Source organism: Bacteroides finegoldii DSM 17565 (assembly GCF_000156195.1).
Classification (GTDB): Bacteria; Bacteroidota; Bacteroidia; order Bacteroidales; family Bacteroidaceae; genus Bacteroides; species Bacteroides finegoldii.
Genome location: NZ_GG688346.1, coordinates 1 through 15,050 on the forward strand (window position 1 = coordinate 1; position 15,050 = coordinate 15,050).

Here is a 15,050-nt window from a genome sequence, read left to right on the forward strand (position 1 = left end):
GTAGCCGCTTGGACTTTATCAGTTGCAGCTTTTATACTTGCGGCTTCTCCTGCAACAGTTGCTGCAAATGTTACCCATTCATCAAGAGTAGGTTTGGTAATCGTGACATCTGTTACACCATCTTGGGTTTCGCCAATTTGTCGCTTGTACATGTTTTCCAATTGTACACTGTTAGCAATAGCCAAAATTGCAGCATTTTTCACTGCATCTCCATAGCCATCTACATTTGCATTTCCTGATGCTTTGTAATCATCACACAACGCTTGCAATTTTGCAGCACGTTCTTTACTTTTCTGAATATCGTCCTTAATTTGGGCATTAGCAGAGCATACCATCATGAAAAGAGACATGAACATTAAAACATATTTTTTCATAAAAAATAATTATTGTGCCTTTAGAAACCCAATAAGGCGTTTGTGTATTAAAACTTTTTGATTACATAGTAAAAAACGTGGGCTTCCACATCCACTTGTCCGTCTCTGAGGTCCTGAGAAAACCTTGTTGGTGAACGAATGGAGTGTCTGCCCACGCCAATATGTTGCACGTTCCCATAAAAGTGTGCAGAGAATATTATATACTCCCACTGCACACTCCGGGATACAATTTAACATACCCGTAGCATTCACTTCTGACATTGTCCATGACCAACAATTCGAAATTTCTCAGGTTTCAGAAAGCCACAAGACAAAGCATCAATGACGCTTTTACATTATGTAATATATTACCCGCCACCATTGCTGATGCCACAGTGTGAGCAATATTGTTACAAAGATATGGAAATTCAATCATTCATGCAAAAAGCAAAGCAAAAAATTAGAATTAACATTATAAATTAGAGGCTATATAAACAAGAAAAACATTCATAAACATTTTCTACTTTTGAGAAAATTGTATATCTTTACAACAAAGAAAATTATTTAACAGCATAGCACCGCAAATCGTTGAAATTCGCACGGTTACTAATTCGTTACCTCTGTTTTTTCAATTGCTCCGCTAAAAGTTTATTTTTTAATCGGTTGCATCAAACCAATGAAAGCCTAAAATAGAGTTTGACTCAACCTGAGCTAGTTCTTCTATAAAGTTATCAATTTTATCCATATCACTTCTTTTTTATAACAGGACCGTAATATAAAAATAATTGTGTTAACAACAAAATAAATGTACACAAACCGTATTCTAAACGGGCATTATGATATTAAAAAAGGAAGATAGTGTAGCCACCTTCCTTTATTTTTTACTATTTCAAAGGAGTAAGTTCCTTATATTCCCGATGAAGGAATGGTAAAAAGGTGGAATAAGATTTTATATTAAAAAAAATAAATTACAAATCAACAAAGCATATCGTTCTGCACACTGCGACACATCTATAGCTTCAATCTTTTATTATATCAGATAGTTTTACTCCTAACAGATCCGTTAATTTCACCGCCTGAAAAGTCATGTGTGCCACACTACTCTCATATAGAATCCCGATTGTTTCTTCATCAATCATTGTCAGACAACTATATCCCCAACCTTCTGCTTCGTTGAGCATGATTTGATGTTCGGGCAACCAGGTAAGACCTTTATCCAGACTTGCTTTTATTGTTATACGGTTACGTCCTTTGGTCGTATTTGGATTTGAAAACAGCAAGAGATCTTTATTTAATATGTTCTATTGGTAAATAGAAACATAGCAATAAAAATATTAAATTTATAGTAGGTAATTATAAAATTTAAGCGATTACCACTATACTCACAGAAACTAAAATTACAAAAATTTATTGTATAATACAAGGAATTTATATTGCAACAGGAAAAATATATGATTGAAAAATAAGAAAACTAAGTATTGCGACAAACAGAAGAGATGGCGAGAGATTGTTAAAAAGTAATATCTTTAAAACCGTTAATACCTGATGTCCTCCACTATGATAATTAATTTAATCGAAAAAAATGCTCAAATAACATGCACAAAAATATAGGTTGGAAATTTTCAGACAGAAACGGAGTTGTGGTTACCAGCATTAGGTTTCAAGAGTACAATTCATCAGGATCTTATCAACCATAAACAACTTTCCGACCCTTGTTATGGTATCAATAAACAAAAGATTCAGTGGAAAATGGAGTTGGAGAATGCAGGACTGTTTTTTACAGTTACTTCCAAACAACTAAAACAAGATGACGCCCAATTAGTTTTTAAAGCTTTAACATGTATGCCGAATGCCTTAACTGAAGTATGTTATAGATCGCTGATTGCAGTTCAGATTCAATGCAATCATATACGTATTATATTATAGTTGTTTCCAATCAAGCAAATGCCGTTATAGTCTTTCTTAATTCGGTTAGCGTTAAATATATTTGTCTCTCTACGGTATGAACAGAGATTCCCATTATGACAGCTATCTCCTTATGGCTTTTTCCATGAAAACGACTGAGTTCAAATACTCTTCTTCTGCGATCGGGAATTGCAGCCAATGCAGAATAGATAATCCCAAGCATCTCCCGATAATGAAATCTTTCGAAAAAATCATAGTCTATCTGTGAGGAAACTGATTTCACCATATGATATTCCATGTATTCCTGTCTGACCTGCTCATGCTTGTATATGTTCAATGCGATATTCCTTGTCATAATCAAAAGATATGAGTCAAACTCCCTTTCATTGTCCAACCAAATATTCTGTCTTTCCCAAAGTCTGGCAAAAACCTCCTGGGCGACATCCTCTGCATCAGGTTCGGATCTTAACAGGATATAAGCTAAACTCTTTACTTTGGAATAATAGAGTTTGAATAATTTAGAGAAAACATTACTCCTGTCAAATTGATTAGTAATCATTACCGTACCATTAAATGATTTAACGAACTCAAAGACATCCGACATCGCCTCTGACATCCGATTTATAAAGCAAATTAATAAAAGCATTAATACATTTGTCCAACAAATGACGGAAAAAGCATGTCCAGAATTTTAGTCACCGGACATGCCTTACATAGAAATATCACTTAGCTTATATGATATAAGCTTACAAAATTTTTATTTCATTTCAGGGAAAACAAACATATTTCCACCATTGTCATCATAGAAAGCACCATTAGGCATCGGTAGGTGATGTGCTCCATTGCTCCAGTCCCAAACCATTGTTTCGTCTTCCTCAATTGTTCCATCAACGTTCCGCTTCTTTCCATTACAAGGATAATAAACAATCAAATCCTTGTCAGTTGGATCAACCATTTTCCATGCATAATCACTCAACTGCTTGGGAGTGCGGGCTATTTTCCAGAAACGGTATTCCCGAATATAATCATTCAATCCTCCCAACCAGAAGCCGGTCAATTTATATTCACCCTCACGAATCTCTTGTTCAGCCACCAATTCACCATTAACATAAACATATGTTTTTTTACCGTCATATACAAATGCCAACATATACCATGTATTCACTTTTGCCGCAAATTTTTCTTTGCTAACATCTATTTGTGAGGCGCCAGTTTTGATCTGCAATTGATTCGGATCTATTGTCACATCGCCAAAGCGAGTAAAGATTTCATCCATTGGACCAGAATTCGGAAGTTGCTTGGTTCCTCCGATGGATTGATTATTCAAATCATAAGCGTCACGATTGATCATCACTTCAAACGTCCATTGTCCTACCGCTAATCCTTCCGGCCACATATCAGCACTCTCTGTTCCTGAGCCTTTCATCATCAAGCATTTAGTCTTGATCCGTTGTTCCAAAACAATCAATGTTTCTTTCTCGCCTTCAATACCCGGTACATCACCATCAGCAATCTTGATCGGTAACGCGTAATTCACTCCCGATTCAAATTTTACGTTCTTCAACATAATCTCTAGCGGTTGTAAAGTAGCCATCGGCTCAAAGTTCACCTCTTTACTCACAGAATACATTTCTGTCGGCAACAGTCTGTATTCTGTATGGTTCTTACTATTGAATCGGTCAAGCTGTTCCTTGTCGCCAGCAACAACAGATACCTTAATAGCAGAGCCATCTTGTTTCACCAAACTGACTGTTACATCCTTAACGGATATCTCGGCACCTTCCTCTACAAATACCTGCACTGTACTTTTAGAATTGATAAACGCTCCCTGCTCACTTTCAAAATCTTCTAACGGATTCTTATAAAGTTCATTCTGACAAGCCGCCAAAAGGCATACACTAGCCAAGCCAAATATTATTTTTTTCATATCTAAAAATTATTATTGATATTCACCCGGATATACTACATTACCTAAATATAATGCTGTACGCAGCCATTTATAAGAAGGCTCATTCTTAAAATCATATTCCATATGATAAGTTCCTACTCCCCCAATGCGTTTTCCACTGGGCAGATCAAGAGTGGCATAATCAAATATCTGTCCACCTTCTTTCCCATTAAATTCACTCCTTACTGAAGTATACGACCGTCTTCCAGACCAATTTGCAGCTCCACTATCCGGATGAATGCCACCTGTTCTCCAACATTGTTCAAACTCCACCGTAATAATCGTCTTACGCTCCCAATCTTTCAAATGCGACTTTTGGATTTTATTTATTACTGATGCAGTATTACTTTCCCAATAAGCCTGATAGATATAATGATCTATCAATTCGGAAGCTTCCGTAGACAAGAGGTCCGGTTCACCATCCATTACTAACATTTTTCCTTGAGGACGTAGTCGGGCACTCATAGTTTTAATGAGAGTCCACATTTTTGTATTACCCCTATCGGGGGCGATGGTTTGAGAGTTTGCCAAATCACCGCTACCTCCATAGTTTGGCTCATAGTCAATATCAAATCCATCAAGATTATATTTATCAATCGTATCACAAAGTGCGTTGGCATACGCTTCGATAGCTTTTGTTTCGTCACCACCGCCTTTGTCAAGCCAGAACTGACGCATATCGGATACTCCCTCAGGTGTGATACCTACACCAAGATTGTCGATAATCCAGCACAACAAAGCCTTGCCGCCTTTCACTTCTTGGAAGAATTTCAAATCAGACTGTTGTTCAGCTGATAAATTTCCACGTGCACCCCATAAAGATACAAAATCAACACTGTCGGGCAACATCTTCAAATAATTCTGTGCATTCGTTCCCTTTCCGGTCCAATTACCAAACCATCCGAATCCTTTCACATGTGGAGTTTTGCGGTATTCGCGTATTTTCGCATAATATTCACGTTGGGTCGGGGTCAAGTCTTCCTCTCCTTTTGCTTCGATAAGAGGAATCAAACGCTCCAGTCCATCCTGATTTTCAAAAATTTCTCTTTCTTCTTCTGTCCAGTCCGAACAAGCACTCAGCGAGAGCGATGCAACCAAACAGGTATATAAGACATTTCTAAGTTTCATAATATTCTTTTTAAATTCAACAATCAGTTATTCGGTTGTTTAGGACGCCCGTCTCTTACCCACCATAATGGAGTAGAACCTTGATCCGGACCTCCTAATAATGTTGGAATTTCTGCCATATTCGGATTTGTTTGATACTCCGACGGAGCAAATCGAAAGCGCTCCGGAGTTCTAGCATCAGGTGCGGCTCCAATACGGCTATAAGCCTGTGTATCTGCCGGTTTTGCTACATAAGGATAACCGGTTCTACGATATTCCGTCCAAGCTTCTACCGCATTCGGATAAAGGGCCAGATACTTTTGTGTCATAATTTTCTGCAACTGTTCCTCCTTTTGATCGGAAGTTTTATAATCTGTCCAACAGGGAGAAGTATTGCCCGTTGACATATTACTGCTATAAGAACGATTGAAAGAGCATGTTCCATATTCAATATCTGCCGGCAAAACTTTCTTCTGTAAATAAGAGTCAACTCCTGTAGCACCAAACTCTTCAAAAGAAGTTCTAACTCCAGATTCATACAAACTTTTTACATCTCCTGCTGCCAATCCGTAAAGTACAGCCTCTGCACGAAGGAAATATACTTCTGAGGCACGCATCCAATACAGAGGACTTCCATCAGAAACAATAGGTTTGGAAGTTCCTCCTGCTGTACTTTCACTTTTAGCTTGATTATTTGTGGGAGGTAGAAACTCATAATCTGGGTTACCATACCAATCCTCTACTTGAGTAAACATTTTTGCAGCACGCCCATCATCATAGCCAGTCAGATAAGCCCAAATGGTGGCTCCCATACGAGTCTCACCATATTCTTCAACAGAGGGCATCATTGAATTCTTCAACGGCATCAGAGCACTGTCACCTATTTTGGCTGCATCAGAAACAGCTTCCAACACGCCGCCATTAGCTGGATCGAGCGCCTTTGCAATATATTCTCTTGCCAATGTTTCATTTTTAAAATGTGTTCTTACCGCCAGACGAAGCATCATGGAATTAGCAAGCTTCACCCATTGAGCGGTATTTCCTCCATAAATCAAATCATAAGCGGGAAGTATTTGGGAAGGAGCCTGATTCAATACCGCAACAGCATCCGCTAATTCTGCTAACATCGCTTTATAGACCTCTTCCTGAGAATCAAATTTGGGAGAAATTTCACCCTGCCCAGCCCTTGTATAAGCAATCGGACCAAAAACATCAGTCGCACGACTCCATGCCATTATCTTTACAATATCGGACAAAGCTGCAACAGCCAGATCGGAAGGGAGTTCTGAATCCTTCACCTTATTGCGAATATCAATCCATGACTGAAAAAAAGTGGAATAAAAATTCTGATATGAATAGACCATTCTTTCTTCCGTAAAATGCCATGTGGCTTCCAAAGGATTAGTAGCCCAATTGTTATTGTTTCCAAAATAACCGATATAGCTCCCGGATGAAATCAAATCTGTATTTTGAAGGTCATTACCCGGACCAGTGGTCAAACTGGGCGAACCGATAGGAATTACCCGTTGCTGCATCGCCATAAATGGAGCACCATACAACAACCCTTTCTGCTTCAGTTCATCATCAGACACCCCTGTAGTAGATGTATTGATATCTTCATAGTCACAAGCCGTCATACAAAGGAAAGACGCCATTAGAAGTATGCAATTTCTTATTTTCATAACATTTAAATTCTTTTTGATTACTCATTGATTAAAAACCAAACTTCAAACTGAATCCATAGGTACGCTGACTCGGGAGCATAAAATAATCATATCCTTGTCCGAACGTACCCGTGGAAGCAGTCAATTCCGGATCGAAAGGCGCCTTGTTATAAATCATCCACAAATTGGTACCGTATACAGAAACATTCAATCCTTTCAAAACACCTCTAAACCATTTGTCCGGAAAAGTATAGCCGAACCTGGCCTCCTGCAAACGCACGTTGGTTGCAGAATATACATAATATGCATCCAGACTGGAAACTGTTTCATAATACGATTTCGGATCAACCAGTACATTACCGACTTTCACTCCACCCGCTTCACGAGCCAAGGCAGAAGCCTTTGACACGCCGGAACGATCGAGTACAGCCTGGGTCTTGGATATAACATTACCACCTATACGGGCATTGAACAAGAAATTCAGATTGAATCCTTTATAAGAGAATCCATTGTTCCAGCCTAAATTCCACTTCGGATTGACTGTGCCCAATTTATAAGGAGTGGTCACCTCAGTAACCAAAGGCTGACCGGGCGTATAATTTATATAGCCGTCAGCATCACGTGCGATCCATTCATCCGCATAGAAATCACCTATCTCACCACCTTCACGCAAACGGAAACGTCCCATCTTGATATCACTCAAATCATGCGTTCCACCCATAGGGTCTTTCACACTGGAAGGTAATTCTTTGATTTTATTTCTGTTGGTAGTAGCTGTGAAAGTTGTATTATAGTTAAATTCTCCGAATGTCTGGTCATATCCTAAAGTGATTTCAATACCTCTATTCTGTACATTGCCGGCCTGCACAAACATATAGTTATACCCCGAACCTTTCGGCATATCAGCTTTCAGTAACTGGTTGTAAGTATTTGAATGATAAAATGTTACTCCTAAAGAAATGGTATTGTTAAACCATTTGGAATCGATTCCCAGTTCATAAGAACGGGTTCTTTCAGCCTTGAAGTCCGGCAACGGATAATATTCATACGGTTTATAGGTACCACCTTCCATCTCATGTGTAATAGTGCCGGGAGTCAAACCTGTAAACGAAATCGGGGAACCGACCTCCGTATAGGAAGCACGGACTTTCAAATAACCCAATACAGGCTGTATACTGCTTCGGAGGTTTTCATCCAGCATTTCGGTAATAAGAGCGGAAATACCTACTGAAGGATAAGCGACCCATTCGTTCTTGGCATTAACCAATTGAGAAGGCTTGTCCACACGTCCTGTCAAGGTAAGATACAACATTGATTTCCAGGAAAGTTCAGCCGATGCAAAAACCGCAAAATTCCGTTTACGGCTATCACTACCGGTCTGGCTAGGAGAAGCCTTGCCCGGATCTACATTGGCATAAGTAAATTTATTAGGGACCAGCAACAAATCACCACCATATCCATGTCCTTTGGTATCGTACTCCTCAAATGACACACCGGCATTGACAGTAGCATAATAATCGGTTGCAAATGCCTTGTTGAAATTGACCATGATATCGGCATATTTCTGCTTGTAGCTTTCATTGGAATAACTATAACGGCCATTAGGACCTGCAAATGTACTGATCGTGGAAGCATAGCGTTTGTCTTCTTTTTCCATATATGTATTATCAATACGTACGCGACCGCTGATATTCAGGAAATCGAAAATATCATACTTCAAACTACCAAACATCATATAGCGGTCTCTTGTCTCAGGACGAATATTACGATAAGCTATCCAATACGGATTCTGAATATCCATACCCAAGTCGCCACAAGCCCAATGCTGCTTGCTATATCCGTCTGTGGCATCAAAACGCTCAAAGTTTTTCTCCTGTGAGAAATCCATCCCACGCGGATAAAGATATGCTCCCACAATAGGATTGAAATAAGTACCATAAGCCACCATATTATTGTAATACTCACGAATATAGCTGGCCGATACATCCAAAGTCAATTTGTCATTCAGGAATTTGGCCGTATTTCTAAATGTCACGTTATAACGGTGATACTTGTTATTCACCACCATACCATCCGAATTAACAGCCGAGCCAGACAAGTAAGTTTGGTTTTTATCATTTCCTACGGACAGGTTAAAGGAATTATTAAAAGTTACACCTGTCTGAAAGAAATCTATCGGATCATATCCGGAAGGCTCCGCCAGTCTGTCTCCCCAAGAAGTTGATTCCCCATCGATGCTTCCATATACATCCTGAAATTTAGGAGTAACAAAGGGATTGGCAAATTCAACAGAAGAAGACACATTTACCCGCAAAGCACCCGCTGCTCCTTTTTTAGTGTTAATCAGGATCACACCGTTGGCAGCACTGGCACCGTACAAGGCAGCGGCCGACGGTCCGGTCAGTACGGAGAGACTCTCAATATCATCCGGATTGAAGTGGGCAATTCCTTCACCGGAAGTTGAACCACCAAAACCAGTTCCATCACCGTCACGATTAGCTTGGTTACCAATAGGTACACCATCAATGACATAAAGGACATTATTGTCACCGGCAATAGATTTATTACCACGCATAACAACACGTGTACCTCCACCGACTCCCGATGAGCTACGCTGGATATTTACACCAGCTACTTTTCCATTCAAGCCATTCATAAAATTGGCATCCTTTACAGCGGTCAGCGATTCACCTCCCACTTTCTGAACATTATAACTCAATGCCTTTTCCGAACGTTTAATACCTAACGCAGTAACAACCACTTCATCCAAAGCCTGAGTATCTTCACTTAATGTGATATTCAGAGGATTAGCATTGGTTACCGTCACCGATTGTGGAGCATAGCCGATATAAGAGAATTCAAGAATATCCCCGGCGGAAGCTTTCAAGGTAAATTTTCCGTCCAAATCAGTCACAGTACCGTTGGTAGTACCCTTTACCAACACACTTACACCAATCAGCGGTTCTCCTTTGGTATCCTTTACGGTACCGGAAACACTGATTACATTGTCTTGCACTTGGCTCATAGAATGATAGTCGGATGCATACAAGCCCCCACCACCAGCCAACAAGAACAAGCTAAAAAGCAGGCAAAAGCCCTTGCGATTCAGATTTGTTTTCATTAAATAATAAATTTAAAATTAAAAAAGTTTTAGACAAATAACGGATAGTTATATTTACAGACGTTATTACAAAGAGGTTCCAAAAGGAAGTTTGCAGATTTTCAACATATTAACAGCTGGATTATTAGATACTCGTTTTTTCATATATGTATTATATTTTTAGGTTTAACGGCACAAATATACATATTATATAAAAACAAACAATACAATATATGTTAAATTTTAGGTTCGCTAATATTTTCGGGAATATGCAATTATTAATTTACATATTATATTAATATATAAATACAGCAGATTTAAACTATTTATAAATAAGTGAAATATGATTATAACTGCCCTAAGGATAGTCAAGAATAGAAATTGATTACTCCTTTTAATACATGGTTATTACAAGTACATTTAAAAAGGAAACCGGACAAAAAGAAAAGGAGACAGTATCTCAAACGATACCATCTCCCGCATTTTGGAAATTCCTTTATCTCTGATACCCTTCCGGCAATATCAGGGAAATTTTATTCTTTATTTTTCCGATTTTATACTTCTCCAATTCTTTTTGACATAGCTTCGACTCTGTAAATCCCTGTTGTCTGGTCAGTCGTCTCATACCATCCAACACTCAGTTTATAATCCCCGGAAGTTCAGAGGAGATAATCGTTTCCGACAAATTCGACCCAATCTCCGACTTGGAATCTAGAACTTTAGACGTTATAAAAATCTCTTTCATTCATATCTCCAAATGCAAAAAACGCGCATTTCAAGAGCCCAAATCCTAACTAGTGAACGTAAAAGTTATTTCTTGTTTTTTGTTATCTGCTAAAAGAGGGGATGGCGGGTGAATAGCTACGCCTGCCATTCTTTCTTCATATAAAAAGGAGGTATCAGAAAGAGGAAAATTCTTATACGTGATGAAATGGTAAGTGGTGAGGAGGAATATGCCATGTCCTTTAAAGCCGCTTGAAATAACCTTTAAATTTGAAAGTATGGCAGCAGACAAAAAACAAAACAGGAAAAGCCCAAGCGAGGAAACGATCAAAGCGCTTGGCAACAGTATCGATGAGTGCTGGAATGAATTGAACAATCTCCCCCAAAAAGAGTTCCCGCCTGTTCAGACTGGAGAAATCATATCTTCCACGTGGAATAATGCTTCTGGAAAGGAGAATGAAACAATACAGCCGGTAGGAGAAGTGATACAGGAACAGCCATGTGACGATCTGGATAGTATTTTAGGGAAAAGTATTAATCAGTCTATGAAAGAAGCGAAAAACAAGCCAGTCCCGACAATTCTATGGGGAGATGATGGTAATGGAAACGGATTATGGTATGAAAATGAACTGGCCGTGCTATTCGGAAGGACGAATACCGGAAAAAGTATATATGCGGTTCAGATAGCGGAACATATAACCAAAAATCTTAATAAAGGAGTACTGTATATTGACCTGGAGATGTCAATGAAGCAGTTTCAGCAGAGGTATACTTCAAAGGACAGCAGGTTGCATGTCTGGTCCGAGCTTCTCAAACGACCGGAAATGGAAAAAGTTGAGTGGGCATTGGACAATCCTGAAAAGTGTCTGAAATTGTTAAGAAAGATGCTTGACACATTATCTATTAAAATATTGATACTCGACAACCTCACATTTCTAGTCAATAACGGAGGAATGAAACCGGAAGATGTGAAACTGATCTGCTCGAAATTATGTGAATGGGCCAAAGAAGGGTATTCAATTCTCGTCATAAACCACACGCCCAAAATCCCTCCCTTTACACCCCTTGACCTGAACCATTGCCTGGGATCAAGTATGTTAACTAATTTTGTTCAGTCAGTATTTGCCATCGGAACATCGAGTAAAAATCCGTCTTCCGAAAGATACGTGAAACAACTTAAAAGCAGGAATGGAAAAATTGTATGGGATGAAAGCCATGTCTTACCCTACACCATTGATAAGACTGTCGATCCTACAATGCTACAATTCATCCAACCCGGTAAATCAAAGCAGAATGTTTCATCACCCAATCCGGTCCAGACAGCAAGGGAATCCGACCTGTTACAAAACGCGAACAACTTACTACTGAAAGAAATCAGAAGATATCATGAACAGGGACTTTCCAACAGGCAGATAGCCGAAGAACTGAATATATCCCCTACGACTGTTGGTAATAAGCTAAGACAGATACAAGCAACATCCAATGAAGAAGGAGATAATCAGGATGCTTAATGATGTCCACAGGTGTCCATTAAGTGTCCACCTCTGTCCATAGTGTAAACTTGTGTTCATTACTGTCCATAATATAAATAATTGGACACTTCTCTCTTCTTTTGGCTGTTCATCTTATATAACAAATAAGGACTATACAGATAATTAAAGTCAATGACCAAAAGAAAAAAAGATGTCCATTATTGTAAACCTATGTAAACAACTGTCCATTATATAATAAATTGGACACTATTTTCTCTTCTTTTTGGTCATTACTCTATTATTTACTATATTATTATCTATAGAATAACCAAAAAGAAAGAAGAATTATAATAAGTGTCCATTTTTTATAGTAATGGACACAAGTTTACAGTGGTTTACACTATTGGACAGTGATGGACACAGGTGATCACTCAATGATCACCTGCAATAAATAGAATAACCAAAAAGAAAAGAAGAATTATGGTAAGTGTCCATATTTTATAGTAATGGACGCAAGTTTACAGTAGTTTACACTATTGGACAGTGATGGACACAGGTGATCACTCAATAATCACCTGCAATAAATAGAATTAATAAAAAAGTCATGAAAATAGATTATTACAAGAAAAAGACATATAAGAGACCATATCGCCAGTTTGATATAACGGAAATATTAAGGCAGATACAGGATGGTACATATCGGAATGAAGTTGAAAAGGTCAGAAAGGCTACAACACAGGAGGAAAAGGATGCGGCAAAATATGAAGCTTCCGGATTTACTTTCTCCGGCACTTTCAAGGAACGGAGGAGTGACAGTCTGATTCAACATAGCGGATTGGTGGCTATTGATATTGACGGGCTGAATGAACGTGTGGGAGAAGAGAAGGAAAGGCTGGAACAAAACCCGTATACCTTCTCCGTTTTCCGCTCAATTTCGAATACGGGCCTTAGAGTATTGGTGAAAGTTCCCGACGGGCTGGACGCTCATACACATAAACTACACTATAATGCCATAGGAAAGTTTCTCAACGTGGAAAGCGACTCACAGGCACAGGACGTTTCACGATATACCAATGTAACCTATGACCCGAAACTTTATTGTAATCCGGATTCTCTGATATGGAATATGGAGACTGAAAATACACAACAACCGGAGCAGATAAAGACCGGAGCAAGAAATGAAAGGAAAATTGAATATTATAAAGGAGATATGATTATGGATGAAGATGAGAAAATACAGGTTATACTCTCATGGACCAGGAATGAGTTTAAAGAGGGGAGCAGGAACAGGTGCGTATATGAAGCCGCCTGCAACCTGTGTGAATATGGAGTGACCGAAGATAAGGCGCTTGAGGTTCTAGCAGAATATGCGGAAACAGGGTTCTCTGTTGATGAGATAGAGAAGGCGGTCAGAAGTGCATATAAACATACACAACCATGCAGCAAGGAATTATACAGAAAAGAGCCGTTGGGTGAGATGAAGGAGCTGTTTTCAAAAGTTAAAACCGACACGGATTCTAAAAAAGAACAGGACTCTTCATGTTGTCATCTTTGGGAGTTCATGTCAGTTTATAGACCCGGAATGAAAGTTGTTATCGTAGACAGTGACGAGGTTGCTGAAATGATGGGACAAATCATACCCGGATTCCAATGGTTCTCAACAAACGGGCAACAACTCACAGCCCAGCTACTCAGAGATATACCTAAATCACAGGGAGTATTGGTCTGTCCCCGTTTGCAGAAGTCACTATATGGTTATCAGTGGAAAAAAGAGGTAGAAGACCTGCAATGGGACGGCTGGTATAACTTGAAAGTCTGGAGATGGTGGGAGAAGTTTAGCCCCGACATAGAAGACTATCTGAACGAATGCTCAGTCTATGATGTGATTTGCAGGGAATAGAGTAACAAAGGAGAGAATGCTTTTACAGCATCATCTCCTTTACCTTTTTCATCAGATGGACCTAGCTAATATAAAATTACCACTCTCTTATGTCAAAAAGCTTCACCATAGAATATAATTTAACACAAAAAAAAACGACTATAACCTTCCAAAAATAATACTCCAATAGTACTTACAACAGAGAAGTTAAAGACGACTTCTTAATGTTAGCAAAAAAATTACTGGAAATACTTCTTCCATTCTGCCTTTTTCAATCCCATAAAATTCAGTTCCAGAATTTGTATAGTGAAACAACCAGGCACACTGCTTTCCATGAAAGGTATTCCGTCTCGTATCTGAATTGGTTTACGAATCATACCAGCTTTAGTCGGCGTTCCATTATCTAGATTATTTTCCAAGTCCGTGTCATTATTATCGGTGATATATAAGTAGGTTATTTCTCCTTGAGAATCAAATTCTGCTCCCCAAATGTTAATAGCGTGTGTCTGCCTTCCAAAGGAATGGGCGCATCCTATGGCCTTTTTGTCCGGATAGAGCTTCTTTTATGATTTCCGTAAAACGATAGCGAAAAGATTGACACGTTTCGCATACCGAGCAATTTTCACCAAGCACTTCCTTAAAGAAACCGGCTTCCTGTTTAGCTCCGTTAAGAAACTTTCCGGTGAAGAACCAGTTTAATGCAGCAGCCACATTATTACCAGTATTCGAGAAATTTTTTTTGTAAAAATCAAACACCTCACAATCCAACGAACCATTATAGCGGGATGGCCCGTCATATCCAAACCTATTTACATATTCCTTGTTTTGTTCCAACCACCAATAAATGATATTGGATACAGAAGCAGCCCAACAAAGGTTATTATCACTATTGGGTTGCT

10 protein-coding genes and 2 pseudogenes are annotated in these 15,050 nt (G+C 38.9%); 3 read left to right on the forward strand and 9 right to left on the reverse strand.

All coding sequences use genetic code 11. From position 1 onward, the window contains the following. Together BACFIN_RS00120 and BACFIN_RS00115 are read right to left on the reverse strand one after the other, a co-directional pair. Positions 1 to 374 (reverse strand): annotated as a pseudogene (locus BACFIN_RS00120) (hypothetical protein); the annotation flags it as partial. 998 nt (positions 375 to 1,372) lie between these two features. Then, positions 1,373 to 1,654, reverse strand: a pseudogene (locus tag BACFIN_RS00115) (sialidase); the annotation flags it as partial. Between the two features lie 337 nt (positions 1,655 to 1,991). Here BACFIN_RS00115 and BACFIN_RS23945 point away from each other — a divergent pair. After that, positions 1,992 to 2,279, forward strand: coding sequence for a glycosyl hydrolase 2 galactose-binding domain-containing protein (locus tag BACFIN_RS23945; RefSeq protein ID WP_007758370.1), 288 nt, complete (start codon positions 1,992 to 1,994; stop codon positions 2,277 to 2,279). Between the two features lie 10 nt (positions 2,280 to 2,289). Here the strand turns inward: BACFIN_RS23945 and BACFIN_RS00105 are convergent, their stop codons facing one another. The 5 genes from BACFIN_RS00105 to BACFIN_RS00085 all read right to left on the reverse strand — a co-directional run bounded on the left by BACFIN_RS00105 (position 2,290) and on the right by BACFIN_RS00085 (position 10,098). Further along, the gene (locus tag BACFIN_RS00105; protein ID WP_032840009.1) at positions 2,290 to 2,817 is read right to left on the reverse strand and encodes an RNA polymerase sigma-70 factor; all 528 of its coding nucleotides are present in this window, start codon (positions 2,815 to 2,817) and stop codon (positions 2,290 to 2,292) included. Positions 2,818 to 3,015: 198 nt separating this feature from the next. Next, entirely contained in the window at positions 3,016 to 4,185 is a 1,170-nt protein-coding gene (locus BACFIN_RS00100; RefSeq protein ID WP_007758378.1) for a BT_3987 domain-containing protein, read from the reverse strand. A 12-nt stretch (positions 4,186 to 4,197) separates the two neighbouring features. Next, positions 4,198 to 5,334, reverse strand: a complete 1,137-nt coding sequence (locus BACFIN_RS00095) for an endo-beta-N-acetylglucosaminidase family protein (RefSeq protein ID WP_007758379.1) — start codon at positions 5,332 to 5,334, stop codon at positions 4,198 to 4,200. Between the two features lie 23 nt (positions 5,335 to 5,357). Further along, positions 5,358 to 6,995: a SusD/RagB family nutrient-binding outer membrane lipoprotein gene (locus BACFIN_RS00090; RefSeq protein WP_032840005.1), complete on the reverse strand. Its 1,638-nt coding sequence runs from the start codon at positions 6,993 to 6,995 to the stop codon at positions 5,358 to 5,360. A gap of 31 nt (positions 6,996 to 7,026) precedes the next feature. After that, on the reverse strand, positions 7,027 to 10,098 hold the full coding sequence (locus tag BACFIN_RS00085) for a SusC/RagA family TonB-linked outer membrane protein (RefSeq protein WP_007758383.1): 3,072 nt from the start codon (positions 10,096 to 10,098) through the stop codon (positions 7,027 to 7,029). A 980-nt stretch (positions 10,099 to 11,078) separates the two neighbouring features. Between BACFIN_RS00085 and BACFIN_RS0220360 the strand changes: the two genes are divergently transcribed. Next, on the forward strand, positions 11,079 to 12,311 hold the full coding sequence (locus BACFIN_RS0220360) for an AAA family ATPase (protein ID WP_050761322.1): 1,233 nt from the start codon (positions 11,079 to 11,081) through the stop codon (positions 12,309 to 12,311). Positions 12,312 to 12,876: 565 nt separating this feature from the next. Beyond that, entirely contained in the window at positions 12,877 to 14,172 is a 1,296-nt protein-coding gene (locus BACFIN_RS00080; RefSeq protein WP_007758387.1) for a BT4734/BF3469 family protein, read from the forward strand. A gap of 218 nt (positions 14,173 to 14,390) precedes the next feature. Here the strand turns inward: BACFIN_RS00080 and BACFIN_RS23560 are convergent, their stop codons facing one another. Together BACFIN_RS23560 and BACFIN_RS00075 are read right to left on the reverse strand one after the other, a co-directional pair. After that, positions 14,391 to 14,570, reverse strand: a complete 180-nt coding sequence (locus tag BACFIN_RS23560; protein ID WP_007758390.1) for a hypothetical protein — start codon at positions 14,568 to 14,570, stop codon at positions 14,391 to 14,393. Between the two features lie 73 nt (positions 14,571 to 14,643). Continuing rightward, positions 14,644 to 15,050 (reverse strand): IdeS/Mac family cysteine endopeptidase (locus BACFIN_RS00075; RefSeq protein ID WP_007758392.1); only part of this gene is annotated, 407 nt, incomplete at its 5' end.

Bases quoted from the DNA above. Each gene is read 5' to 3' on its own strand.
- BACFIN_RS00105 (WP_032840009.1), bottom strand. From the start codon at position 2,817: ATGATTACTAATCAATTTGACAGGAGTAATGTTTTCTCTAAATTATTC.
- BACFIN_RS00100 (WP_007758378.1), bottom strand. From the start codon at position 4,185: ATGAAAAAAATAATATTTGGCTTGGCTAGTGTATGCCTTTTGGCGGCT.
- BACFIN_RS00095 (WP_007758379.1), bottom strand. From the start codon at position 5,334: ATGAAACTTAGAAATGTCTTATATACCTGTTTGGTTGCATCGCTCTCG.
- BACFIN_RS00090 (WP_032840005.1), bottom strand. From the start codon at position 6,995: ATGAAAATAAGAAATTGCATACTTCTAATGGCGTCTTTCCTTTGTATG.
- BACFIN_RS00085 (WP_007758383.1), bottom strand. From the start codon at position 10,098: ATGAAAACAAATCTGAATCGCAAGGGCTTTTGCCTGCTTTTTAGCTTG.
- BACFIN_RS0220360 (WP_050761322.1), top strand. From the start codon at position 11,079: ATGGCAGCAGACAAAAAACAAAACAGGAAAAGCCCAAGCGAGGAAACG.
- BACFIN_RS00080 (WP_007758387.1), top strand. From the start codon at position 12,877: ATGAAAATAGATTATTACAAGAAAAAGACATATAAGAGACCATATCGC.